The 26,218-nt window shown below is 29.4% G+C and carries 17 protein-coding genes; 15 read left to right on the top strand and 2 right to left on the bottom strand.

From position 1 onward, the window contains the following. Positions 1–16: 16 nt before the first annotated feature. Complete coding sequence (gene trpS, locus GQ540_RS10615) at positions 17–985, bottom strand: tryptophan--tRNA ligase (protein WP_291800835.1); 969 nt, start codon at positions 983–985, stop codon at positions 17–19. Between the two features lie 168 nt (positions 986–1,153). On the opposite strand from trpS, the gene GQ540_RS10610 reads away from it, so the two are divergent. The 10 genes from GQ540_RS10610 (at position 1,154) to GQ540_RS10565 (ending at position 19,123) form a co-directional block, all read left to right on the top strand. Next, a complete protein-coding gene (locus tag GQ540_RS10610; protein ID WP_291800833.1) occupies positions 1,154–1,912 on the top strand; it encodes a 1-acyl-sn-glycerol-3-phosphate acyltransferase in 759 nt (252 codons plus the stop codon). Between the two features lie 25 nt (positions 1,913–1,937). After that, positions 1,938–2,594, top strand: a complete 657-nt coding sequence (locus tag GQ540_RS10605) for a hemolysin III family protein (RefSeq protein WP_291800831.1) — start codon at positions 1,938–1,940, stop codon at positions 2,592–2,594. A gap of 187 nt (positions 2,595–2,781) precedes the next feature. Beyond that, complete coding sequence (locus GQ540_RS10600) at positions 2,782–8,352, top strand: alpha-2-macroglobulin (RefSeq protein ID WP_291800829.1); 5,571 nt, start codon at positions 2,782–2,784, stop codon at positions 8,350–8,352. 1 nt (position 8,353) lies between these two features. Further along, entirely contained in the window at positions 8,354–10,696 is a 2,343-nt protein-coding gene (pbpC, locus tag GQ540_RS10595; RefSeq protein WP_291800827.1) for a penicillin-binding protein 1C, read from the top strand. Positions 10,697–10,773: 77 nt separating this feature from the next. Beyond that, positions 10,774–11,514: a LytTR family DNA-binding domain-containing protein gene (locus tag GQ540_RS10590; protein ID WP_291800825.1), complete on the top strand. Its 741-nt coding sequence runs from the start codon at positions 10,774–10,776 to the stop codon at positions 11,512–11,514. 3 nt (positions 11,515–11,517) lie between these two features. After that, entirely contained in the window at positions 11,518–12,843 is a 1,326-nt protein-coding gene (locus tag GQ540_RS10585; protein WP_291800823.1) for a sensor histidine kinase, read from the top strand. Between the two features lie 125 nt (positions 12,844–12,968). Next, positions 12,969–13,199: a hypothetical protein gene (locus tag GQ540_RS10580; RefSeq protein WP_291800821.1), complete on the top strand. Its 231-nt coding sequence runs from the start codon at positions 12,969–12,971 to the stop codon at positions 13,197–13,199. A gap of 441 nt (positions 13,200–13,640) precedes the next feature. Then, positions 13,641–15,938, top strand: a complete 2,298-nt coding sequence (locus GQ540_RS10575) for a two-component regulator propeller domain-containing protein (RefSeq protein ID WP_291800819.1) — start codon at positions 13,641–13,643, stop codon at positions 15,936–15,938. 3 nt (positions 15,939–15,941) lie between these two features. Next, the gene (recO, locus tag GQ540_RS10570) at positions 15,942–16,658 is read left to right on the top strand and encodes a DNA repair protein RecO (protein ID WP_291800817.1); all 717 of its coding nucleotides are present in this window, start codon (positions 15,942–15,944) and stop codon (positions 16,656–16,658) included. A 2-nt stretch (positions 16,659–16,660) separates the two neighbouring features. After that, positions 16,661–19,123 carry a TonB-dependent siderophore receptor gene (locus GQ540_RS10565; RefSeq protein WP_291800815.1) on the top strand — a complete coding sequence of 821 codons (2,463 nt, stop codon included), beginning with the start codon at positions 16,661–16,663 and terminating at the stop codon, positions 19,121–19,123. On the opposite strand, the gene GQ540_RS10560 is transcribed toward GQ540_RS10565, so the two are convergent. Further along, the gene (locus GQ540_RS10560) at positions 19,124–20,302 is read right to left on the bottom strand and encodes an acyl-CoA dehydrogenase family protein (protein ID WP_291800813.1); all 1,179 of its coding nucleotides are present in this window, start codon (positions 20,300–20,302) and stop codon (positions 19,124–19,126) included. Between the two features lie 90 nt (positions 20,303–20,392). On the opposite strand from GQ540_RS10560, the gene rnpA reads away from it, so the two are divergent. The 5 genes from rnpA to purD are packed head-to-tail and all read left to right on the top strand — an operon-like array spanning position 20,393 to position 26,024. Continuing rightward, the gene (gene rnpA, locus GQ540_RS10555; RefSeq protein ID WP_291800811.1) at positions 20,393–20,779 is read left to right on the top strand and encodes a ribonuclease P protein component; all 387 of its coding nucleotides are present in this window, start codon (positions 20,393–20,395) and stop codon (positions 20,777–20,779) included. Continuing rightward, positions 20,766–22,403, top strand: a complete 1,638-nt coding sequence (locus GQ540_RS10550) for a S41 family peptidase (protein ID WP_291800809.1) — start codon at positions 20,766–20,768, stop codon at positions 22,401–22,403. Before rnpA ends, GQ540_RS10550 begins: the two co-directional genes overlap by 14 nt. A gap of 44 nt (positions 22,404–22,447) precedes the next feature. Next, on the top strand, positions 22,448–24,136 hold the full coding sequence (locus GQ540_RS10545; protein WP_291800807.1) for a hypothetical protein: 1,689 nt from the start codon (positions 22,448–22,450) through the stop codon (positions 24,134–24,136). A gap of 9 nt (positions 24,137–24,145) precedes the next feature. Continuing rightward, a complete protein-coding gene (locus tag GQ540_RS10540) occupies positions 24,146–24,742 on the top strand; it encodes a sugar transferase (RefSeq protein WP_291800805.1) in 597 nt (198 codons plus the stop codon). 10 nt (positions 24,743–24,752) lie between these two features. Continuing rightward, positions 24,753–26,024, top strand: coding sequence for a phosphoribosylamine--glycine ligase (gene purD / locus GQ540_RS10535; protein WP_291800803.1), 1,272 nt, complete (start codon positions 24,753–24,755; stop codon positions 26,022–26,024). The last annotated feature ends 194 nt before the right edge of the window (positions 26,025–26,218 follow it).

Genomic DNA, 26,218 nt, shown 5'->3' with positions numbered 1-26,218 from the left:
TTAAGTTTTAGATTAACTAATATCCTAATTTAGATCTAACTCTTTGTAAAACATTGGTTGCAACTTTTCTAGCTTTTTCAGCACCTACAGCTAAGGCTTTATCAATTTCTTCTAAATTATTCATAAAGTAGTTGTAGCGTTCTCTTTCAGTAGAGTATTTTTCAATTAATAGTTCAAAAAAAGCTTGTTTTGCGTGTCCATAACCGTAGTTTCCACCTTCATAATTAACTCTCATTTCTTTAATTTTGTCTTCAGAAGCTATTAATTTATACAAAGAAAATAAATTACAAGTATCAGGATTTTTAGGATCTTCCAAAGGTGTTGAATCCGTTTGAATTTTCATAATTTGTTTACGCAGTTGCTTATCTGGTAAAAATAAATTGATAATATTTCCACTAGATTTACTCATTTTACCACCATCAGTTCCAGGAACATACATGGTTCCTTCTTGTATTTTTGCTTCAGGCGGAACCAATGCATCACCCATTTGATGGTTAAATCTATTGGCAACATCACGCGTTATTTCTAAGTGTTGTAATTGATCTTTTCCAACCGGAACAATTTCCGCATCGTACAGTAAAATATCTGCAGCCATTAACATTGGATACGAAAATAAACCTGCATTTACATCTTCCAATCTATCAGATTTATCTTTAAAACTATGTGCTAATGTTAAACGTTGGTAAGGGAAAAAGCAACTTAAATACCAAGAAAGTTCTGTCACTTCAGGAATATCACTTTGACGATAAAATACAGTTTTATTCACATTTAAACCGAAAGCGAGCCAAGTTGCAGCAGTACTATACGTGTTTTCTCGTAATGTTTTACCATCTTTAATTTGAGTTAACGAATGCATATCTGCAATAAATAAAAATGATTCGTTTTTAGGATTGTTAGCCATTTCAATCGCTGGAATAATAGCTCCTAATAAGTTACCTAAATGTGGTGTTCCTGTACTTTGAACACCAGTTAAAATTCTTGACATTTATATAAATTTTGACGCAAAAATACATATTTCAAAAAGAAAATAAGAATAGATTTAAAATTACTATTTTTGGAGCTTGTGAAACGAGCAATCTAATTTTTTGAATTATAAAAAAGTGATTAATAGCGAACAGCATATGTTACTATTAAAAAAATAAAATGGCAACATATGAAAATTTTTAAAAATATTTTTTACATCATTTGGCGAGTTTGGTTTATAAGTTGGGTGTTGCTAACTTTAATTCCTATTTTCCCAGTATTAATTATTGTTACATCTTCAGAAAAACTATATCCAACATTTTTTAAAATAGCAAGAGCTTGGGCAAATACTATTCTTTTTGTTATGGGTTTTAAAATTGTTTTATACGAAGATCAGGTTTTAGAAAAAGAGAAAAGTTTTATGTTTTGTCCAAATCATACATCAATGATTGATATTATGGTGATGCTTTCTGTTACTAAAAATCCGTTTGTTTTTGTAGGAAAAAAAGAATTGACTAAAATTCCAATTTTTGGCTATTTTTATAAACGAACGTGTATTTTAGTAGATAGAAGAGATGCTAAAAGCAGAAAAGCAGTTTTTGATGAAGCTAGAAGAAGAATGAGTAACGGACTAGATATTTGTATTTTTCCTGAAGGATTAGTACCCGATGACGAAAGTGTTATTTTAAGTGAATTTAAAAGCGGCGCCTTTAGATTGGCAATTGAGCACCAAATACCAATTGTACCAATGACTTTTTACGATTGTAAAAAAAGACTTTCATATACTTTTTTTAGCGGAAGCCCAGGGAAATTACGTGTAAAAATTCATAATTTTATAAAAACTGAAGGACTTACATTAGAAGATAACAATAGCTTAAAAAAACAAACATTTGATATTATTTATAATGAGTTAACATCAGATTTAAATAATCAACAATTAAGTACTTAACTACAATTATTTCCGTTTAACTAAAATGGAGAAAAAAGATATTACCTATTACGAGCCAAAAGAAGAAAAATTAAACGTGATTTCACACGCAGTTGGATTGGTTTTAAGTATAGCCGCATTAGTTTTATTAGTGGTTTATTCTAGTATTTATGGTAGTGCTTGGCATATTGTAAGTTTTAGTATTTACGGCGCTAGTTTAATTGTATTATATTCTGCATCAACATTTTATCACTATGTTCAAAGTCCTAAATTAAGACATCGGTTAAATATTTTTGATCATTCTGCTATTTACGTTTTAATTGCTGGAACATACACACCTTTTACTTTAGTAGTTTTAAACGGTTGGGTTGGTTGGACAATTTTTGGAGTTTCTTGGGGTTTGGCAATTGCAGGTATTATTTTAAAACTTTTTTTCACAGGAAAATATGATAAAATATCAACGTTTGCCTATGTATTAATGGGTTGGGTTGTAATTTTTGCTATAAAACCATTAGTTCATAATTTACCATTTGAAGGCTTAATGTGGTTATTAGCCGGTGGTGTTTTTTATACCGTTGGCGCAGTTTTATACAGCATTAAAAACTTAAAATACAACCATGCAATTTTTCATATTTTTGTATTGTTAGGAAGTTTTGCCCATTTTGTAGCAGTATTTTTTTACGTTTTACCAATTAAAAGATAGCATAGTTTTCTTTTTTGTCATTCCTGTGAAAACAGGAATCCATAACAAATTTTGTAAAGGAATCAAGACAGTCTGTATAGCAGAAACACGTTGTATTTTTCTAATTAAAAAATTGAATTTTTCAACTTTCGTTGTTTATTTTTTAGTAATTTCATAAAAAATTTGCAAATAATTTAATTCGCGTAAGATGAAACTTCAACATTTAATCTTTACACTTTTAGTAAGTGTGATTTTCTTGTCATGTAAAAATGACAACCCACAAGAAACAACAAATAATATTTTTAAATTTAGAAAGCATATTGGCTACACAACTTCAGGTGTAGTTTCAGTTGCTGAACCTATTAAAATTGATTTAGTTAATGAAGTTGAATCTTGGGTTTCAAATGAAGAAGTTTCAAAAAAAGCAATAAGTATTTCACCAAAAATTGAAGGTAAATTATCAGCATTAAATTCACGAAGTTTATTATTTCAACCTTCAAAAAGTTTAGAACCAAATAAAGAGTATACTGTAACAGTTAATTTAGGTGAAATATATGCTTCAATTCCTTCTGAATTTAAAACATACACCTTCAAATTTAAAACTGTTGAACAAAATTTCAACGTTGTAACTACGAGTTTTCAGTCGTACAATAAAGAATGGCAATACATTGAAGGTGAAATTAAAACGGCTGATGTTTTAGAATTAGAAAAAGCTAAAGCATTAATAAAAGCAATTCAAAATGATAAAAAATTAGCTATTAAATGGGAAAGTATAGATTCAATAAGCACACAATTTCAATTTAAAATAGATAGTGTTCAACGTTTTGAAGATGATTCTGAAGTAACACTTTCTTGGTCAGGAGATAACATAAATGTTGATAATGAAGGTGAATCTTCATTAAGAATTCCAGGTAAAAATAATTTTTCAATTTTGAGTATTGATGTTTTTCAATTGCCTGAGCAACATTTAACTATTAATTTTTCTGATCCGCTTAAAAAACAACAAAATTTTAATGGTTTAGTTGAACTTCAAACTATTAAAAATTTAAAATATGTTGTTGATGGAAATGTATTAAAAGTATATCCAAATGTTCGTGTTTCGGGTAGCGTTAATGTTGCTATTTTTCAAGGAATAAAAAGTGTTGATGGTTATAAATTGAAGAATGCTTTTTCACAAAAAGTAGCATTTCAACAATTAAAACCTGCTGTAAGATTGTTATCTAGCGGTGTAATTTTACCAAGTTCAAACGGTTTAAAATTTAATTTTGAAGCAGTAAATTTAAAAGCGGTTGATGTACGCATTATTAAAATTTTTGAAGACAATGTGTTACAATTTTTGCAAAACAGCAATTTAGGAAGTACAAGTAGATACGATATTAAAAGAGTTGGTAGGAGAGTGGCTAAAAAAACTATGACTTTAATTAATAATGAAATTGAAAACAGCGGAAAATGGAAAGCGTATGCGATAGATTTATCTAAAATGATAAAAGCAGATCCAGGAGCAATTTATAGAGTTGAACTTACTATAAAACAAGAATATTCTCTCTATAAATGTGAAGGAACTCAAATAAATTCAAGTGACGGTGATGAATATTATGAAGAAGATTATTATTACGGTAATCAGGAATATACAACAGAGAAAGCCAATGATTTAGACGAACGAGAAGAACAATATTGGGACAATTTAATCTATAGTTATAACAACAATTATTACAATTGGAGAGACAGAGAAGACCCTTGTAAAAAAGCGTATTACGATAATGAAGATCAAGTAGTTTCTACAAATATTTTAGCTTCAAACTTAGGTGTAATTGCCAAAAAAGGAGAAAATAAATCGTACTTTTTTGCAGTAACTGATATTTTAACTACCAATCCGGTTTCTGGAGCAAAAGTTACTATTTACAATTATCAACAACAAGAAATTGCACAAGCAGTAACCGACAATCAAGGTTTTACGGGAATGGATGTTGATAAAAATGCTTTTTTCGCAATTGTTTCAAACGGAAAACATAAAACGTATGTAAAACTAGATGATGGTCATTCTTTATCGTTAAGTAAATTTAATGTTTCAGGAAAAAAATTACAGAAAGGATTGAAAGGCTTTATTTATGGAGAACGTGGTGTTTGGAGACCTGGAGATTCAATTCATTTAACATTTGTTTTAAATGACAATGCAAATCCGCTACCAAAGGAACATCCTGTTAAATTAGAAGTTAATGATGCTCGTGGAAAACTAGCTTTTAAAGAAATTAGAACCAACAATGTAAATGGGTTTTACAAGTTTACAATTCCAACTTCAGATACAGATCCTACTGGAAATTGGAATGGAATAGTGAGTGTTGGAGGAGCAAAATTTCACAAACAATTAAAAGTAGAAAGTGTAAAACCAAACCGCTTAAAAATTAAAATTGATTTTGATGATGAGGTGTTAACCAATAACAAATCTATAAATGGAAAATTAGATGTTAAGTGGTTACACGGTGCACTTGCAAAAAACATTAAGGTTGAAGTTAATGCTAAGTTTACTTCAAACTCAACAGCATTTAATAAGCAATATCCAAACTATGTTTTTAATGATCCAACAAAAGAATTTTCTTCTGAAGAAGTAATTGTTTTTGATGCAAAATTAGATGAAAATGGAAATGCTACAATTAACAAAAAAGTAAGTTTAGAAAATAACGCACCTGGAATGCTAAAAGCAGCATTTTTAACCAAAGCTTATGAAAACGGTGGCGATTTTTCTATGGATGTAATTTCAAAAAATTACGCACCATACACTTCATTTGTTGGATTAAAATCACCAAAAACAAAAGCGTATAGTTCGTATGATACAGATGAAAATATCACATTTGATATTGCTACAATTTCTTCAGAAGGAAAACCTTTATCAAAAAATAATATTGAAGTAGTCGTTTATAAAATGGAATGGCGTTGGTGGTGGAGTTCATCGTATGATAATATATCATCATATAATGGAAGTAGTTATCATAAATCGTATAAAAAATTAAAAACCAGCACCAATTCAACAGGAAAAGGAACTTTTACACTAAATATTCCCGATGATGATGGAGGAAGATATTTAATAAAAGTAATAGATAAAGAAAGTGGTCACGCAACAGGTACAACAACATATTTCTATAAAAATTGGTGGAAACGACCTTCAAATGACCCTGAAGCATCAAAAATGTTGGTATTTTCTTCAGATAAAGATAGGTATAATGTTGGAGAAACAGCAATTATTACATTTCCTTCAGGAACTGAAGGAAGAGCCTTAATAAGCATTGAAAATGGAACAGAAGTATTGCAAACTGTTTGGCAAAAAACTCAAAAAGGTGAAACAACCGTTCAAATTCCGATTACTAAAGAAATGACACCAAATGTGTTTATAAACATTTCATTGTTACAACCACACGCTTCAACAGCAAACGATTTACCGTTGCGTTTATATGGTGTAATTCCAATATTGGTTGAAGACCCAACCACACGTTTAGAACCTGAAATTTCAATGCCAAAAGTATTGAAACCTGAAGAAAAATTCACGTTAAAAGTTAGTGAGAAAAATGGCAAACGAATGTCGTATACCATTGCTATTGTTGAGGAAGGTTTATTGGATTTAACTCGTTTTAAAACACCAAGAATTTGGGATGCTTTTTACACGCGTGAAGCATTAGGAGTTAAAACCTGGGACATTTTTGATGATGTAATTGGTGCTTTTGGAGGAAGTATTGAACAAGTTTTTGCCATTGGAGGAGATGGAGATGCAGCAGCTGGTAAAAACAAAAAAGCAAATAGGTTTAAACCTGTAGTTCGTTATTTAGGACCTTTTACGCTTAAAAAAGGAAAAACAGCAAAACATACAGTTCAATTACCAAAATATATTGGTTCAGTAAGAACAATGGTAATTGCTGCTGATAATTCAAAAGGCGCTTATGGAAAAGTCGAAGAAACTACTCCAGTTCGTAAACCGTTAATGGTTTTAGCATCTTTACCTCGTAAATTAAGTCCGGGAGAAAAAGTAACTCTACCTGTGACTGTTTTTGCCATGGAAAAGAAAGTAAAAAATGTTGAGGTTCAGTTGAAATTAAGCAATGGAATTAAAGTTGTAGGTGTAAATTCTCAAAAGTTAACATTTACAACTCCTGATGAGAAAATGGCGTATTTTCAATTAGATGTTTCTGATGTAAAAGGAATTGCTAAAATTGAAGTAATAGCTTCAGGAAACGGAGAAAAATCTTCTTATGAAGTTGAAATAGATGTTGTAAATCCAAATCCGGTATCTTCAAAATCTACTTCAGTAGAATTAGAAGCAAAAGCTACACAAAAAATTGATTTTTCAACTTTCGGAATAAAAGGAAGTAATACCGCACAAATAGAATTTTCAACATTGCCGTCAATGGATTTTGCAGGAAGATTGCAGTATTTAATTCAATATCCACACGGATGTGTTGAGCAAACAACATCAAGTGTCTTTCCACAGTTGTATTTAGGAAATATTTTTGATTTATCAGTTCAGAAGAAACAAGAAATGACTAACAATGTTAAAAAAGGAATTGAAAGGTTAGGTAATTTTCAAACCTCAAGTGGTGGTTTAAGTTATTGGATGGGACAAAATTCAGCAAACGATTGGGGAACAAGTTATGCTGGTCATTTTATGATTGAAGCCGAGAAAAAAGGATATGTTTTACCACTTACTTTTATGAGTAATTGGTTAAAATACCAAAAGCAAGCTGCTCGTAATTGGAGACCAAGTTATCAATATTACAATTCAGATTTAGCACAAGCGTATAGATTATATACATTGGCTTTGGCTGGTCATCCAGATTTATCTTCAATGAATAGATTGCGTGAGTTTAAAGAAATTTCAAACGATGCAAAATGGCGTTTAGCTGCTGCGTATGCTTTGGCAGGTCAAAAAGAAGCAGCAACAAAAGTGTCTAATACGGCAAATATTAATTTTAAACCTGTTAAATACGATTATTACACATACGGTTCGGTTGATAGAAATAGAGCAATGGCACTAGAAACAATGTTGTTAACTGGAAATTCAGAGTCTAGAGAATTGGCAAAATATATTGCAAAAAGATTATCATCAAAATCATGGATGAGTACTCAAACAACTGCGTATAGTTTACTTTCAATGGCTAAAATGGTTGAAATTAATGGAGGAAAATCAATTAAACTCACTTATAATTTAAATGAAGGAAAACAAGAAAGTGTAAATTCTAAATTTTCAATTGCACAACGAAAATTAAGTATAAAAGAAGGTGAAAATTCAATAACCATTACTAATAATGATGCGAATTTAGTTTTTGTTAATGTGCTTAATTCAGGAATTTTACCTCTAGGTGAAGAGATTGCTGAAAAACGTGGTTTAGGTGTGAAAGTAGCTTATAAAGATACGCAAGGAAATAGTATTGATATTTCTAAATTATCACAAGGAACCGAGTTTGAAGCATGGGTAACTGTTCAAAATTTAAAAGTTAGTGAAGTTCATGATATTGCCTTAACAGAAATTTTCCCTTCAGGTTGGGAAATAGTAAATACACGATTTACAGATTTTGGAACAACAACTGTAGGTAGTGCTAATTTTACAGATATAAGAGATGATAGAGTAAATTTCTATTTCAATTTAAATAAGAATGAAACAAAAACATTTAAAGTTCAGTTAAATGCATCGTATCTAGGAAATTATTATTTATATGGCGTGCAGGCAGAAGCTATGTACGATAATGAGTTTTTTACACGTACAAAAGGACAGTGGATTGAAGTTGTGAAGTAACATGAAACCTTATTTATATAAACATAAATACAAATTAATAATAGCCGTTATACTTTTAACGGCTTATTATTTTTCGTTACCAAAACAATTATTTAATAATCCAACTTCAACAGTAATTGAGAGTGTTGAAGGAGAATTATTAGGTGCTAAAATTGCTGATGATGGCCAATGGAGATTTCCACATAATGATAGTGTACCGCAAAAATTTAAGGAATGTATTGTACAATTTGAAGATGCATATTTTTATAAACATCCAGGGTTTAATCCGGTTTCAATTGTAAAAGCATTTTACGAAAATTTTAAATTTAAACGTGTAAAACGTGGTGGAAGTACACTTACACAGCAAGTTATTCGTTTATCTCGGAAAAATCAAAAAAGAACCTATTTTGAAAAACTAAAAGAAATAATAGTAGCAACACGATTAGAATTAAGATATTCAAAAGAAAAAATTTTATCATTGTACGCATCAAATGCGCCTTTTGGAGGAAATGTAATTGGATTAGATGTTGCTTCTTGGCGTTATTTTGGTCGGTTACCAAATGAACTTTCTTGGGCTGAAAGTGCAACTTTGGCTGTTTTACCAAATGCACCAAGTTTAATTTATCCGGGAAAAAATCAACAAAAATTAGTTTTAAAACGCAACCGGTTATTGAAAAAACTATTTACAGAGAAAATTATTGATACACTAACGTATCAATTAGCCATTGAAGAAGAATTACCACAAAAACCATATAGAATTCCTCAAATTGCACCTCATTTATTACAAAATGTAGCAAAAGCCGAGAAAGGTAAAAATGTAAAAACGTCTATTAAAATAGAATTGCAACAACGCGTAAATTCAATTGTAAAAAACCATTATAATGAGTTAAATAAAAATCAAATAAACAACATTGCTGTATTGGTTTTAGATGTAAAAACCAGACAAGTTTTAGCGTATATTGGAAATTCCCCAACTACAGTAACTCATCATAAAGATGTTGATATTATTAACAAACCAAGAAGTACAGGAAGTATTTTAAAACCATTTTTATATGCTGCTATGCTAGATGCAGGTGATATATTACCAAATACGTTGATTGCAGACGTGCCAACACAAATAGGAAGTTACAATCCGCAAAATTTCAATAAAAAATATGACGGAGCTGTTTTTGCAAGTACCGCTTTGTCTAAATCGTTAAATGTACCAGCAGTTAGAATGTTACAAAATTTTGGTTTGGATAGATTTCATCATTATTTAAAAGAACTAAATCTAAAAGATGTAAAATACAATGCGAACCATTATGGTTTGTCGTTAATTTTAGGAGGTGCTGAAAGTAATTTATGGGATTTATGCAAAAGCTACGCTTCAATGGCTTCAACTATAAATCATTATGATGATACACAAGGAAAATATTATAAAAATGAATTTATAGAGCCTTCATATTTGGCAAATTTTAACCCAAATTTTGGTGAAGTTTCACGTGAAAAAACAATTTTTGACGCTGGCTCAACCTATTTAACTTTTGAGGCATTAAACAAGGTAAATAGACCGGAAGGTGAAGAAAATTGGCAATTTTTTGATTCATCAAATAAAATTGCTTGGAAAACAGGCACAAGTTTTGGGTTTAGGGATGCCTGGGCTATTGGAACTACAAAAGACTATGTTGTTGGTGTTTGGGTTGGAAATGCAGATGGTGAAGGAAGGCCAGGATTGGTTGGGCTTTCTGCAGCAGCTCCAATATTATTTAATGTATTTGATATTTTACCTAAAAGTAAATGGTTTGAAATTCCTTTTGACGAATTAAGAGAAGTAGAAATTTGTAGTAAAAGTGGTTATAGATCAAACGAAATTTGTGAAATAAAAGATACAGTTTTTGTACAACAAACAGGATTGAAAACAAAACCTTGTCCATACCATATTTGGGTTCATTTAGATAAAAATGAGCAATTTCAAGTAAACTCATCGTGTGAATCATTAGAGAACATAACTCACAAAAGTTGGTTTGTTTTACCACCGTTACAAGAGTTTTATTATCAGAAAATGAACCCACTTTATAAAAAATTACCAAGCTACAGATTAGACTGTTTAAGTGAAGAAAAATCTCAAATGGAATTTGTTTTTCCAAGTGAAAACATAACTATTTATTTGACAAAAAACTTTGAAGGAAATTACAATAGTTTGCTATTAAAAATAGTGCATTCAACACCTAATATAAAGGTGTTTTGGTATTTAAATAATAAATTTATTGGGCAAACTAAAAATATTCATGAAATAGAAACGTTACCTAAAAAAGGAAAATATTTAATAACTGCAATTGACGAACTTGGAAACGAGATTAATAGGGGAGTTGAAATAAGATACTAACTTTTTTGACTGTTTATTCAAAAGTTGTATCTTGCACTTAAAATCATGGAAAATAACTTAACGTCCACACATTAAATATGCTACAAATTTTACTTGTTGATGACGAAAAAGATGCTTTAGAAGCTCTTGAATGGAAATTAAATAATTACATAAAAGATATAGAGGTTACAACGTGTAACTCGCCTATTAAAGCCATTGATATTATTAATGAGCTAAAACCTGATGTGGTATTTTTAGATATACAAATGCCTGAAATGGATGGTTTTACTATGATTGAGAAATTAGAGAATAGAGATTTTAATCTAATTTTCACCACTGCACATGATGAGTTTGCACTAAAAGCAATTAAAGTTTCAGCCATAGATTATTTATTAAAACCTGTTGATAAAGATGAGTTATTAGCATCAATGGAAAAAATAGAAACATCTAAAAAAGGAGGTTTACTTGAAAATAAATTACAATTATTATTAAATAACTTAAGTGATAATAATAACGATAAAATTAACATTTCAGCTGATGGTAAAGTTTATTTACTAGATAAAGACGATGTTGTAATGTTAAAGTCTGATAAAAGTTATACTACAATTTACTTAAAATCTGAACAACAAATTTTGGTTTCAAAAACATTAAAAGAAGTTGAGAAAAAATTTCAATTTCCTGAGTTTTTTAGAGTTCATAATTCTTACTTAATTAATTTAAACCATATTAAAGAATATTTAAAAGGTTTAGGTGGAGAATTAATTATGACAAATGGCTTAACAGCAAGTATAAGTAGAAATAGAAAAGCTGAATTGTTTAAAAAATTATACCTAGATTAAAGAATGCTGTTAGATTTTCATTCTGAAATATTTTCTTGGATACGAGGAGGTCTTTTCGTTTTATTCATATACCACTTTTTGATTTTTTTTCAGAATAAAAGCAAAATGTACTTATACTACAGTTTGTATTTATTAGCATTAACAATTTACTTAATACAACCAGTTGTTTCTGGTAAATTTGACGGGTTTTATAATTACATTAATTACGCAATACAATTTTTAGCATATGCAGCCTATGTTGCTTTTGCAAGAGAATTGTTAGATACCAGAGCTTATTTAATAAAATGGGACAAGTATTTAGAAATAGGGACAAATGTATTATTACTTTTGGCTGGTGTTTTTATAGTAATTCAATTATTTTTAGGTGAAGCTTTTCAAACAAAGGCTTTTATAATGGTAGTTCCTTTTTTAACAATTGCAGCTTTATTAGCTTATTATAATATTGTAAAAACTATTAATGATAGTTCTTCCTATATTTTTGTTGCAGGATCGTTAATTTATGTGCTTTTAGCAAATATTAGCTTTGTTGAAGTTTTTACAGGGCCTGATTTTTTTACAAGTTTAGGAGTTCAACCAATGTTTTTTGTGTATTTAGGAGCAATTCTTCAATGTATTATATTTTCAGTAATTATAGGATTTATTATTAAAAGAATTCAAGACAAAAGTAAAAATGCTGAAGTAAGACTTGCTTTAAAGTTAAAAGAGATGGAAGAGCTTAAAATGACCGCACTTCAAAGTCAAATGAACCCTCATTTTTTGTTCAATTCTTTAAATTCTATTAATAATTTTGTAATTAAAAGCGAAGTAGAAAAAGCATCAGATTATATTACAAAGTTTTCAAAATTGATAAGAGTTATATTAAATAGTTCGTCAAGTCCAACAACTACACTTTCAGAAGAGTTATCTATTTTAGCGCTTTATGTTAAGCTTGAACAAATGCGTGTTTCAGGAGGTTTTGAATATATTGTTACTGTTGATGAAAGCCTAGATTTAGATAGTATAAAAGTTCCAACTTTATTTTTACAACCATTTATTGAGAATTCTATTTGGCATGGAATTATGAAAGTAGAAGGAGAAAAATTTATTGAACTAACTATTAAAGAAGAAAACGAGAATGTAATTTGTACGATACTTGATAATGGTATTGGTATTAATAAGAATAAAAAAGTAACTCATATTTCAGAACGACGTAAATTTTTAGGCGCTGAAGCTACTGAGAACAGAATTAGAATGTTACACCAAAATAAAGGTGTAGAAATTGAAACAAAAGATATTTCTAATGAAACTACAACAGGAACTAAAGTTACGATTACCTTCCCTTTAAAATAGCTAAATAACCATTTATTAGGTAATTTAAACCATTTACAGTTTTTTTAAATGTGTTTGTAAATTTTAAGAAAAAATTAAGTTTAAGTTAACTACTTTAGTGTTTTAATATACTAATAACTAACACTATGTCTATCTTAAATTTCTTAACACCATCTGATAATAAAATCCTTAGGGATATTAATAATACTGATAATTCAATCAGGTTTATTGGTTTAGGTAGTGTTTGTCAAAATATAAAAGAGACAGTTTTTGTTAGAATGATTAAATTTAACAATGAAGACAATGTTAAAAAAGTAGTTTATACAAGAAATGCATTTTCTTGGGGCTTTAGTTCTGTTGAAGTTGTAAATTTCTAGTAGGTATAGATTTTTAATAAAACCTTCATTAAAAAAGGATATTATAGTTTAACTATAATATCCTTTTTTATTTTTAAGAAACTGCCAAATTAGTGAGAACAAACACTAATACTGTAAATGCTAACTATATTATTTGTGTAAAGCAGATATTAAACAATTACCATTTACATATAATTACCTACCATTTATATATTTTTTAAAGATTTTTGTTTATTTTTTAATAAAGTAATCATTAACTATACTATATTTGTTTTGTATTTATGTCAAGAGGGGTTTTGGCGTTATACATCAAAACATTAAATAAGTCTTTGGGGTTGATTTATTTATTCCTTGAACATTGTATATTCGAATTACAATGTTCAAGGTTTTTTTTTGCAATAAAGTTTAATTGTAAATAATACTTTCCTTATTCCGTTTTTAATAAATATATTTGAATAACTTATGAAAAAACTTATTCAACTATTTATTTTTCTTTTCATTAACTCTATATACTCACAAATTGATTATTCAAATAGTTGGGAAGATTTCTATTCTTACAATAATGTTAAAGACTTTGTAAAAACAGATCATCAAATTTATGCAATTGTAGATAATGCGCTTTTCACTTATAATACATTAACAAACGAAGTAACTAAAATTTCTTCAGTAAATGGTCTTTCAGGTGAAACAACAACAAGCTTATATTACAGCAACACTTTTAAAAAAGTTATTATTGGTTATGAAACAGGAATGTTAGAAATAATTGATAGTAACAACGAAATTACAATAGCTAAAGATATTGTGAACTTTAGTTATTCGGGTAGTAAGCAAATTAATGATATTACAGAATATAATAACAAGTTATACTTATCTACTTCATTTGCCATTGTTGTTTACGATATTGAAAACCTTCAATTTGGTGATACTTATTTTATTGGAAATCAATCTTCTGAAATAGAAATAAATCAAATTAAAATCCACCAAAATAATATTTATGCAGTTACACAAAATGGTATTTATACTGCAGATATAACAAACCCTAATTTAATAGACTTTAATAACTGGACACAACATTCTTCAGGATCTTATACAACTGTTGAGGTATTTAATAATCAAGTTTTTGTATCCAATAACCGCACGTTATCAATAGTTGAAAATAATACACTTGTTCTTCAAAAAAATTATTCTTCAACCATAAAGAAATTAAAAGCTACAACCAATTTTTTAACTATTAGCACTTTACGAAGTGTGTATGTAAATGATATAAGCAATATAGAAATATTGAATCACACAACAACTTCAACCGATTTGTTTTATTTTAATTTAAATACAGCTTTTTTTGAAGAAAACACACTGTATTTAGGAACTAAAGAATTTGGAATATTAAAAAGCACTCTAAACAATATTTCTAATTTTGAAGAAATTCATCCAGCAGGGCCAGTATCTAATTTTGCGTTTTCAATAGCTACAAACAATAATAATCTTTGGGTTGTTTACGGAGGTTATAATGCAGCATATGGTCCATTAGGAAGAAGAGCAGGCTATAGTCATTTTAATGGTTCTAATTGGTTAAACACACAGTATTCTGAAATAGGAGTAAGTGATTTGGTGAACATTACTTTTGACCCAATACATGAAAATAAAGTATATATTAGTTCGTGGGGTGGAGGAATGATAATTGTTGAAGACGATGTTTTAACAACACATTGGAACCATACAAATAGCGGTTTAGAAAAACTGGATTTTCCAAATCCAAGTTATATTAGTACAAGAATAAATGGCTCAGCATTTGATAACCAAGGAAATTTATGGATAGCAAATGCTTGGGTTGAAGATAGAGTTAAAAAGTATACTAGTAGCGGAGCTTGGTCTAGTTTTGATATGAGTACTGTAATTACAAATCCAGCTTTTGGTTTAAATGAACTAGAAATTGATAAAACAACCAATATTTGGATTGGTTCTAGAAGAAACGGAGCTTTGGTTTTTAATGAAAATGGTACAAATAAAAAGTCTTTAACAACCGAACAAACTAAAGGAGCTTTACCTGATTTAAATGTACGATCAATTAAAGTAGATGCTAACAATAGAATTTGGATTGGAACAAAAAAAGGGTTGGTTGTTTTTTATAACGCAGCCAATATTTTTAATTCAACAATTATTGATGCTGAGCCAGTAATTATTTTAGATGATGGTATTCCAAAAAAATTATTAGGAGAGCAAACAATCAACACTATTGCTATTGATGGAGCTGATAATAAGTGGTTTGGTACTGAGGTTGGGGGAACACTTCAAACAACACCAGCTGGTGATACAACATTAAAAAACTTCAATAAAGATAATTCTCCGTTACCTTCAAATAATATTTTAAAAATTACCATTGATAACAATTCTGGTAAAGTATACTTTGCAACAGACAAAGGAATTGTAGCCTTTAATAGTAATGTTTCTTTATACGGTACTAGTTTACCCGAAGTTTACACTTACCCAAATCCTTCAACAAAAGATAACGAATTTATAACTATTGACGGAAGAAACGGTGCGCATTTACCCAAAGACACAAATATTAAAATTTTAGATGCTGCAGGAAACTTAGTTTATGAAACAAATACAAAAGAAGGACAAGAATTGTTTGGAGGAAAAGTAGTGTGGAATAAAACAAATTTAGCGGGCACTAAAGTTGCGTCAGGGATATATATTGTACTACTAATTACAAAAGATAATTTAGAAACTAAGGTGGCAAAAATTGCAATTATTAATTAAAAAATGATTGAAACTACCAAGGCAATAGTTATAAACACTATTAAATATGGAGATACTAGTTTAATAGCTACGTGTTACACAAAAAATTGTGGGATAAAAGTATATATGCTTAAAGGTGTTTTAACAGCCAAAAAAGCTAAAATTAAACCCGCATATTTTCAGCCTTTAATGCAACTTAATTTAACAGCCAATCACAATAATAAAGGAAACTTAAATTCTGTTAGAGATATTGAAGTTTTAAATTTTTACAGCTCTATTTATACCGATATTAAAAAGCAGACAATCGCCTTATTTTTAGCTGAAACCATATATTATTCAATTCGTGAAGAAGAGCAAAACAGCACCTTATTTCAATATTTAGAAACTTCATTTTTATGGTTAGATACACATACTAATATTTCAAATTTTCATTTACTTTTTTTATTAAACCTAACTAAATTTTTAGGATTTTATCCCGAGACTACTAATATAAACGCTTTATATTTTGATTTGTTAGAAGGAACTTTTACAAACGTTAAAAAGCCAACTACTGTTTCTGGCAGTAATTTAGTGCAATTTAAAAAGCTCTTAGGCATAAACTTTGATGTTTTACATACTATTGATTTTAATGCGGCTAATAGACAAGCAATATTGGCTATTTTAATTCAATATTTTGAATTACATTTGGGGGGCTTTAAAAAACCAAAATCATTAGCTATCTTAAAGTCGGTATTTGATTAATTATGAGGGTATTACGTGTTATAATAATTTTTTTATTGCTATCAGTTTCATTACAAGCTCAACAAGTAAAAGTTTTGGAACGTGAATCTAATTTCCCTATTGAAAATGTTACCATTTATAACGATTCAAATAATACGGTAGTTTACACAAATAAAAAAGGAATTGCTGATTTAACAGCGTTTTCAAATTCTGATGTTATTTCGTTCAATCACTTAGCGTTTATAGAATATGAAATTTTAAAAAAAAACTTGGGGATAATAGAGTTTGTTGTGTATTTAAATAAAAAATCTGAACGACTAAATGAAATAGTTTTATCAGCTTCAAAAGGAAAAGAAAGTAGAAGTAGAGTTGCCGAGCAAATTGATATTATTTCAAAAGAAGAAATTAAAAAATTAGCGCCACAAACATCAGCCGATTTACTGGCTAGTTTACCAGGTATTAAAGTTCAGAAAACACAAGCAGGTGGTGGAAGCCCGGTATTAAGAGGAATGGAAGCCAATCGTGTTTTATTAGTGGTAGATGGTGTACGAATGAACAATGCAATTTATAGAACTGGGCATTTACAAAATTCAATAACAGTTTCTCCAAATATTATTGAAAGAACTGAAGTTATTTTTGGCCCTTCATCGGTAATTTATGGTTCAGATGCATTAGGTGGTGTTGTACATTATTATACCAAAACACCAAAAGTAACAACAACTAATGTTAATCAAGTAAATACATCGCTATATTCTCGTTTTAGCTCAGTTAATAATGAATTTACTACTGAAGGAAATATTGAACTTAGAAATAAAAAATGGGCATCTTACACCAGTATTTCTTACAGCGAGTTTGGAAACTTAAAAATGGGTAAAAACCGTACACATGGTTTTGAAGATTGGGGAAAAGTTTTTGATTATTCAACAAATACAAATACGTTTTATACTGAAAATTCAGTAACAAATTCAAATGTGAATACTCAAGAAAATACAGATTATAACCAAACGGATGTTTTACAAAAAATTACAATTCCACTTTCTAAAAAAACCGAGCTTTTATTTAATTTTCAATATTCAACTTCATCAAATATAAATAGGTTTGATAATTTAGCAACGTATTTTGATGACAAATTAAAATATGCAGAATGGTATTATGGACCTCAAAAAAGAGTATTACTTTCTTCACAGCTAAAAATAAACCCTTCTAAAAAATGGCTTCAAAAAGGAACAATAACAGCTGCTTTTCAAAATATTAAAGAATCTAGAATTGATAGAAGATTTTCTAGTTTAGATCGTTATTATAGTTTTGAAAATTTAGATGTATTAAGTTTAAACGGAGATTTTTTTGTTCCAATAACAACATCTAACGACAGAATTATGTCGTATGGTTTTGAAGTTACGCACAACAAAGTAAACTCTAATGCTTTTGGTAGAACTTTAGAAGTTGAAGGAAATACGGTTGTTGGTTTTAGTAATCAATTTATTGAACAATCTCGTTATCCAGATGGTGGAAGTACTTACACAAGTTTCGCATCTTATGTAAATTACAGACAAGATATTAGTAGTAAATCAACCTTAAATACAGGAATAAGGTTAAGCAATACAATACTTACTGCAAAATGGATTGATGATACATTTATAACGTTACCAAAACCTGATATATCTCTTCATAATTCAGCAATAACAGCAACATTAGGTTATGTATATAAACCAACTGTAAAATGGCAATTAAACAGTGTTATTTCATCAGGATTTAGATCACCTAATATTGATGATGTGGGAAAAGTTAGAGAAAAATCAGGAAATGTTACTGTACCAAATATTAATTTAAAACCTGAATACGCTTATAGTTTTGAGACTGGAGCAGTTAGGTATTTTAATAATCGAAAATTTCATACAGGTTTAAATGTGTATTACACACTTTTAGATAATTATATTACACGTGATTTTTTTGAAATAAATAATTCAACAACAATTGTTTACAATGGCGAAGAAGGTAATGTAATGGCTAATGTTAATAAAAACAACGCTTATATAGTTGGAAGCACTTTTAGTTTTAAAGGGTATTTAAGTGCAAATTGGTTTACAAAAGGTTCTTTAACGTACACGAAAGGAAAAGCATACGATACTAATTTACCATTATCATCTATTCCACCATTATTTGGAGATATTGAAATAGGTTATCAAAACGACCGTTTACAAACTATTTTTCTTTGGAAATTTAATGCTAAAAAAGACATAAAAGATTATAATTTAATTGCAGGAATTGATAATGAAGAACAAACACCGTACAATAGTATTACAGATACTTATTACGGAAATCCTGGTTGGAGTATATTTAACTTTAACACCAACTATAAACTAAAAAATAATATTACATTATTTATGAATATTGATAATATTTTTGATGTGCATTATAAAGAATTTGCATCAGCAATTAGTTCACCAGGACGTAATGTTTCACTTTCTATTTTGTTAAACTTATAATTATTTAAAAGCAGGTAACCCTGTAATATCCATTCCTGTAATTAGCAAATGAATATCGTGTGTTCCTTCATACGTAATTACACTTTCTAAATTCATCATATGACGCATAATTGAGTATTCACCAGTAATACCCATTGCGCCTAAAATCTGACGCGCTTCTCTGGCAATGTTTATGGCCATTTCAACATTATTACGTTTAGCCATAGAAATTTGGGCAGTTGTTGCTTTTCCTTCATTTCTTAAAGTTCCTAAGCGCCAAGTTAATAATTGAGCTTTTGTGATTTCTGTAACCATTTCAGCTAATTTTTTTTGCTGAAGTTGAAAAGCACCTATAGGTTTACCAAATTGCATACGTTCTTTAGAATAACGAAGCGCAGTATCATAACAATCCATTGCAGCACCAATAGCACCCCAAGCAATACCATACCTAGCAGAGTCTAAACATCCTAACGGAGCACCTAAACCATCTTTATTTGGTAAAATATTTTCTTTTGGAATTTTAACATTGTCAAAAATCAATTCTCCAGTAGCGGAAGCTCTAAGTGACCATTTATTATGTGTTTCAGGAGTTGTAAAACCTTCCATTCCACGTTCAACAATTAATCCTTTTATACGCCCTTCTTCATTTTTAGCCCAAACAATAGCAATATCAGCAAAAGGAGCATTTGAAATCCACATTTTTGCACCATTCAATAAAAAATGATCACCCATATCTTTAATGTTGGTTACCATTCCTCCTGGGTTTGATCCATGGTCAGGTTCTGTTAATCCAAAGCAGCCTAAAAATTCACCACTAGCTAATTTTGGTAAGTATTTTTGTTTTTGTGCTTCGTTTCCATATTTCCAAATAGGATACATAACTAAAGAAGATTGTACAGATGCGGTTGAACGAACACCTGAGTCGCCTCTTTCTATTTCTTGCATAATTAATCCGTAAGACATTTGGTCTAATCCAGCACCACCATATTCTTCAGGAATATAAGGCCCAAAAGCACCAATTTCAGCCAAACCTTTAACTATTGATGTTGGAAATTTTGCTTGTTGTGCAGCATCTTCAATAATTGGAGATACTTCTTTTTTTACCCATTCGCGAGCTGCATCTCGTACTAATATATGTTCTTCAGTTAACAATTCATCTAATTGATAATAATCTGGAGCTTGAAATAAATCTTGTGACATCGTTTTTAAATTTTAATGTATACAAATTTACTAATTAAAGTCTTTTAGAATTTGATTTGTTGAAATCTTTTATTCCTTACATTTGTGCTAATGAGATTTACCTTAGGAAAAACAGAAAAATTAAAAAGTAAAAAAGCGATAGAGCAATTATTTGCTGAAGGTAGTCGTGTAAAATCATTTCCTCTTCAACTTATATATTTGAAAAATAAGTACAGTTCAGAGTTTCCTATAAAAGTAGGATTTACAGTTCCAAAACGTTCAGTAAAATTAGCAGTTAATAGAAATAGAATTAAAAGATTAATGCGTGAAGCGTATCGTTTACATAAACAATTGTTTTCTGAAAACTTAAACGAAAATTATAGTTTTATGTTTATTTACATGACTAATGAAGAAATAAATTATAAAGATTTAGAGTTATCAATACAAAAAGTTGGCAATAAATTTTTAACCAAAATTAAAGAAGATGAGCAAAATTAAAAAACTAATTATAGGAGTTTTTATAACTATTTCTATGTTGGTTTCTATTGGATTTCAATCTGATTTTTTTGAAATAGCAAAACAAATAGATATTTATACCACTTTATTTAAGGAGTTAAATATGTATTATATAGATGAGGTAAACCCGGCAAAACTTACCAATAACGCCGTAAATCATATGCTTCAAAATTTAGATCCTTACACGCGTTATTATGATGAGCAAGGAGTTGAAGATGCAAGAATTCAATCAACAGGTGAATATGGTGGAATTGGAGCAATATCTACATATAAAAACAAAACACTTACTATTCGTGAAATTTTAAAAAATTCTCCAGCTGAAAAATCAGACATAAAACCAGGAGATAAAATTTTAAAAATAGATGATATTGTTATTAAAGATTATGACGAAAAAGGAGTTTCAGCATTATTTAATGGATTGCCAAATACTACTTTAAAACTTCAAATTGAACGTCAAAGTAAAAAGATTGACGTTGAGATTACACGAAAAAAAGTTGTAGTAAATCCAGTACCTTATTACACCATGTTAGCTAATAATGTTGGTTATATAGCATTTACAAAGTTTAATGAAAAAGCAGCTTCTGAAGTAAAAAAAGCATTTTTAGAATTGAAGGAAGAAGGCATGCAAAAATTAATTATTGATGTTAGAGGAAATCCTGGGGGATTGTTAATGGAAGCCGTAAAAATCACTAATTTTTTTATTCCGAAAGATAAAATTGTGGTTATTACAAAAGCCAAGGTTGAAAAATGGAGTAACACCTTTAAAACAAGACAAGAACCATTAGATTTAGAAATACCAATTACAATACTTGTAAATAACCGTTCTGCATCTGCTTCAGAAATTTTAGCAGGATCATTACAAGATTATGATAGAGCTGTAATTGTTGGCGAACGTTCTTTTGGAAAAGGGTTGGTGCAACGATACCGAGAACTTTCTTACGGTACGCAAATGAAAATCACAATTTCTAAATATTACACGCCAAGCGGAAGGTGTATTCAGGAACTAGATTACACCAACAGAAAAGATGATAGAACTATTCCAAAATTTTCTGATGCAGGTAGAGAAACCTATAAAACTGAAATTGGAAGAACAGTTTATGGTGGCGGTGGAATTTTACCCGATATTGAAATTAAAAAAACACCAACAACTGAAACTACAAAAACGTTGTTAAAATCTGAGGCGTTTTTTAATTATGTAACTAATTATTTTTATAAAAACACAACAATTTCAACACCTTCAACATTTGTTTTAAACGAATCTGATTTTTCATTACTTAAAAATTACCTAAGTAAAAACAATAAAGATTTTGAAACACCAACCGAAACTAAATTTAAATTAGCAAAAGAAAAAGCTGTTTCAGAAAACTTAGATGGAAATTTTGCTAAAACGTATACAGAGCTTTTAGAGAAAATTGAAGAAGAAAAATTAAAAGAATTAGACAAAAACAACAATGAAATTTTGCATAAGTTAACCGAAGAAATAGTAAAACGCTATTATTATGAAGAAGGTGTTTATATGCAAAAAGCTAAATTTGATACTACAATTATAAAAGCAATGTCAATTTTAAATAGTACTGAAGAATATACTTTGATATTAAAAAAATAAACAATAAACAGATAAGTTGTATCTTTGAATTCCAAAAAAACGGTATGCCACACACAAAAATAAAAGGAAGAACACGCGCTCAAGAATCGTCAAAAGCAATTGAACGTTTGTATATATCAATGCGTCATTTATTTACTCGTGGTTTTTACAAACCAATGGGAATATCTGGAGATGCATTACGTGAAGCACTATTAATTCTTAGACCAGAAATATACGGTTCTATAGCTGAAGAAAAAGTAGAACTAAATGGTTTAATTTATGTAATAGAACGCTTACCTGAAGGAATTGAAGAATGTAGGTATGTTAATTTAACAGCAGATGAAGGATATTCAAATTCACATTTTAAACCAATAATTCCAGCAAAAAGAAGAAGAACTTGTTTTAGAATTGATAAAGATCAAATGAACATTGAAGTTACTCGTGGACGTTCTGAGATTTATGATATTTTAACCCATTTAACATTTTTATTTATTGAATCTCACAAAATAGCTGCCAAAGTATTGGTAAATGATGAAGGTGAAACTATTAGAGAATGGAAGAAATTAGAAGATATTGTATTACACAATAGAAAGTTAACAAGAGATAATAGAGATATTATGTTAGCGCATATGGCAAGTATTTTAGGAAGAAGTTTTGAAGAAACACAAAATGTACATGCAACATTAGGTGAAGAACAAAACCCTGATCGGTTTTTTCAAATAATTTATTGGTTAGGAAATATTGCAATTAATGAAAAAGTGCACACTATAAAAAGAGCTATTAATTTTAGTCCAAGTTTAAGAGAACGAATTGGGCATCATATTTATGGTGAAATTTGGGCAACTAATATAAAAGACGTTTTAAATGAACAAAATTTATTAAACCGTCCAATTCATATTATTAGCGCGAATATGCATAGTGTTATGAATTCAATTTACGCACCAATTGTACTTCCACAACAAATTAAAAATAACGATACTATTTCATTATTCGAATTATTAAGTAATGATGAAAATGAAGACTTAAGAAAACAAGTTATGGATTATGCTGCTGAAAACGGATTAACTTATATAAAAGACACTTCAGGAACCAACATAAATGTACAAGTTATAGACACTGCTAAAATTGATATGAGTAAAACTCAATATTCAATAGAAAACAGTTTAAATGCTAGCGGAAAACCTGTATTAATTGTAATGGATTATGCCTTTGGTGAACAAGCTTATGAAACTATGGATGAATTGCTAAAACCATATGTTTGCGGTAATAATAAAAAACACCATTTAAATATTGAATCTGTTTCAATAATGGGAAAAGCAGGTATTTTAGAAGGTGGTAAAGGAGATATTATGATTCCTTCTTCACATATTTTTGAAGGAACGGCTGACAATTACCCATTTAAAAACCAGTTAAAAAAGAGAATGTTTGAAGGTTGTGGCGTAGATGTTTACACAGGTGCAATGGTTACCGTTTTAGGAACATCACTCCAAAATAAAGATATTTTAAGTTTTTTCCATGATTCAACATGGAAAGTTACAGGACTTGAAATGGAAGGCGCTCATTATCAAAAAGCAATACAAGCAGCAGCAAAAATAAGAGGAAACATATCAAGCAAAGTTAAAGTTCGTTACGCGTATTATGCATCAGATAATCCGTTAGAAACTGGAAGTACGCTTGCCTCAGGAGGTTTAGGTACAACGGGTGTTTTACCAACATATGTGATTACTGAAAAAATTTTAGAGCAAATTTTTTAGAAAATACAGTTGAATACAAAGCCGTACATATTTTTTAAAAGAATTTTTGATATCGTATTTTCAATGTTGGTGTTATTATTTGTTTTAAGTTGGTTAACACCAATTGTTGCGTTGCTCATTTTTTTAGAAAGTAGAGAAAAAACATTTTTCACACAAGAAAGAATTGGAGAAAATGGACAAACTTTTAACATTTATAAGTTTAAAAGCATGAGAGGTATGCCACCTATAAATGATCCATTATTATCAAAAGATGAAACAACTAGAATTACAAAATTTGGAAAATTTATTAGAACTTTTAGAATTGATGAATTTCCGCAATTTTATAATGTTTTAATAGGGGAAATGAGTGTTGTTGGCCCAAGACCAGAGCGTCAGTATTTTTTAGATGAAATTAAAAAGCATCTTCCTAAATATAAAAAAATGCAACAGCTTAAACCAGGAATCACATCGTTAGGTCAAATTAAATATGGTTATGCAGATAATTTAGATCAAATGTTAAAAAGAGCGAGATACGATTTAATTTATTTAGACAATTTATCTTTCTGGACAGATATTAAAGTAATTTTAAGCACAATAATAGTAGTAATTAAAGGAAAAGGCAGATAAAACCACATTTATGAATGTACTAATTTTAGGATCAGGAGGAAGAGAACATGCACTAGCTTGGAAAATAGCACAAAGCAATTTATTAACTCAGTTGTTTATTGCGCCAGGAAATGCAGGAACTATGCAATTTGGAACAAACGTAAACGTAAACCCAACCAATTTTGAAGCAGTTAAGTTAACCGTACTTCAAAATAATATAAAATTAGTTATTGTTGGCCCTGAAGATCCATTAGTAAAAGGTATTCATGATTTCTTTTTAAATGATGATCAATTAAAGAATATAGCTGTTATAGGTCCACAAAAATATGCTGCACAACTAGAAGGAAGTAAAGAGTTTGCAAAAGAATTTATGTACAGACATAATATTCCAACTGCAGCTTATAAAAGTTTTACAAACCATAATTTAGAAGAAGGATATCAGTTTTTAGAAACTTTAAGTTCGCCATATGTTTTAAAAGCAGATGGCTTAGCAGGAGGAAAAGGAGTGCTAATTTTAAACGATTTACAAGAAGCAAAAGACGAGCTAAAAGAAATGTTAGCCAATCAAAAATTTGGAGCAGCAAGTAGCAAAGTTGTTATTGAAGAATTTTTAGACGGTATTGAGTTAAGTTGTTTTGTATTAACTGATGGTAAAAGTTATATAAACTTACCCAATGCTAAAGATTATAAACGTATTGGAGAAGGAGATGTAGGTTTAAATACGGGTGGTATGGGAGCTATTTCACCTGTTCCGTTTGCCAATGATGTATTTATGAAGAAAATTGAAGACAGCGTTATTAAACCAACAGTTGAAGGACTTCAAAAAGATAATATTCCGTATAAAGGGTTTATTTTCTTCGGAATTATAAAAGTTGGAGATGAGCCAAAAGTAATTGAATACAATTGCCGTATGGGTGATCCAGAAACTGAAGTTGTTATACCACGTGTTAAAAGTGATTTTTTAGAACTATTAATAGCAACTGGAAACAATGAACTACATACAAAAACTATTGAATTTAAGGAAGAAAGCGCTTGTACAGTAATGTTAGTATCAGGTGGCTATCCTGAAGGTTATGAAAAAGGAAAAGTAATAAACGGACTTGATAAAGTTGAAAATTCAATACCTTTTCATGCAGGTACAACTATAAGTAACAATAATATTGTTACAAATGGCGGTAGAGTTATTGCAATTACCTCTTACGGAAGTGATTTTAAACAAGCATTAAAGCAATCTTATCAAACTATAGAAAAGATAAATTTTGAAAACATGAATTTTAGAACAGACCTTGGCTTTGATTTATAAATAACAACACTATACATTAAATTTTTTACAATATAATATGAAAGAGGGAAGATGTAAATCTTCCCTCTTTTTTGTTTTAGGATTTGTTAAACGGGAGATAAGTTCCATTGGTCGACAGTTAAGATTTGGTTAACTAATTTTCTAGAAATAAGCTTAGATGTGCTTGTACATTTGTGACAAGATTAATTAACAAG

The organism is Lutibacter sp., assembly GCF_013139515.1.
In the GTDB taxonomy this organism is placed as follows: domain Bacteria; phylum Bacteroidota; class Bacteroidia; order Flavobacteriales; family Flavobacteriaceae; genus Lutibacter.
The sequence above is the reverse complement of the archived record's forward strand: the minus strand, read 5'-3'. Positions and strand labels throughout refer to the sequence as shown.

What these genes read in the sequence shown, in the direction of transcription:
- trpS (WP_291800835.1), bottom strand. Translation starts at nt 985, where the DNA reads ATGTCAAGAATTTTAACTGGTGTTCAAAGTACAGGAACACCACATTTA.
- GQ540_RS10610 (WP_291800833.1), top strand. Translation starts at nt 1,154, where the DNA reads ATGAAAATTTTTAAAAATATTTTTTACATCATTTGGCGAGTTTGGTTT.
- GQ540_RS10605 (WP_291800831.1), top strand. Translation starts at nt 1,938, where the DNA reads ATGGAGAAAAAAGATATTACCTATTACGAGCCAAAAGAAGAAAAATTA.
- GQ540_RS10600 (WP_291800829.1), top strand. Translation starts at nt 2,782, where the DNA reads ATGAAACTTCAACATTTAATCTTTACACTTTTAGTAAGTGTGATTTTC.
- pbpC (WP_291800827.1), top strand. Translation starts at nt 8,354, where the DNA reads ATGAAACCTTATTTATATAAACATAAATACAAATTAATAATAGCCGTT.
- GQ540_RS10590 (WP_291800825.1), top strand. Translation starts at nt 10,774, where the DNA reads ATGCTACAAATTTTACTTGTTGATGACGAAAAAGATGCTTTAGAAGCT.
- GQ540_RS10585 (WP_291800823.1), top strand. Translation starts at nt 11,518, where the DNA reads ATGCTGTTAGATTTTCATTCTGAAATATTTTCTTGGATACGAGGAGGT.
- GQ540_RS10580 (WP_291800821.1), top strand. Translation starts at nt 12,969, where the DNA reads ATGTCTATCTTAAATTTCTTAACACCATCTGATAATAAAATCCTTAGG.
- GQ540_RS10575 (WP_291800819.1), top strand. Translation starts at nt 13,641, where the DNA reads ATGAAAAAACTTATTCAACTATTTATTTTTCTTTTCATTAACTCTATA.
- recO (WP_291800817.1), top strand. Translation starts at nt 15,942, where the DNA reads ATGATTGAAACTACCAAGGCAATAGTTATAAACACTATTAAATATGGA.
- GQ540_RS10565 (WP_291800815.1), top strand. Translation starts at nt 16,661, where the DNA reads ATGAGGGTATTACGTGTTATAATAATTTTTTTATTGCTATCAGTTTCA.
- GQ540_RS10560 (WP_291800813.1), bottom strand. Translation starts at nt 20,302, where the DNA reads ATGTCACAAGATTTATTTCAAGCTCCAGATTATTATCAATTAGATGAA.
- rnpA (WP_291800811.1), top strand. Translation starts at nt 20,393, where the DNA reads ATGAGATTTACCTTAGGAAAAACAGAAAAATTAAAAAGTAAAAAAGCG.
- GQ540_RS10550 (WP_291800809.1), top strand. Translation starts at nt 20,766, where the DNA reads ATGAGCAAAATTAAAAAACTAATTATAGGAGTTTTTATAACTATTTCT.
- GQ540_RS10545 (WP_291800807.1), top strand. Translation starts at nt 22,448, where the DNA reads ATGCCACACACAAAAATAAAAGGAAGAACACGCGCTCAAGAATCGTCA.
- purD (WP_291800803.1), top strand. Translation starts at nt 24,753, where the DNA reads ATGAATGTACTAATTTTAGGATCAGGAGGAAGAGAACATGCACTAGCT.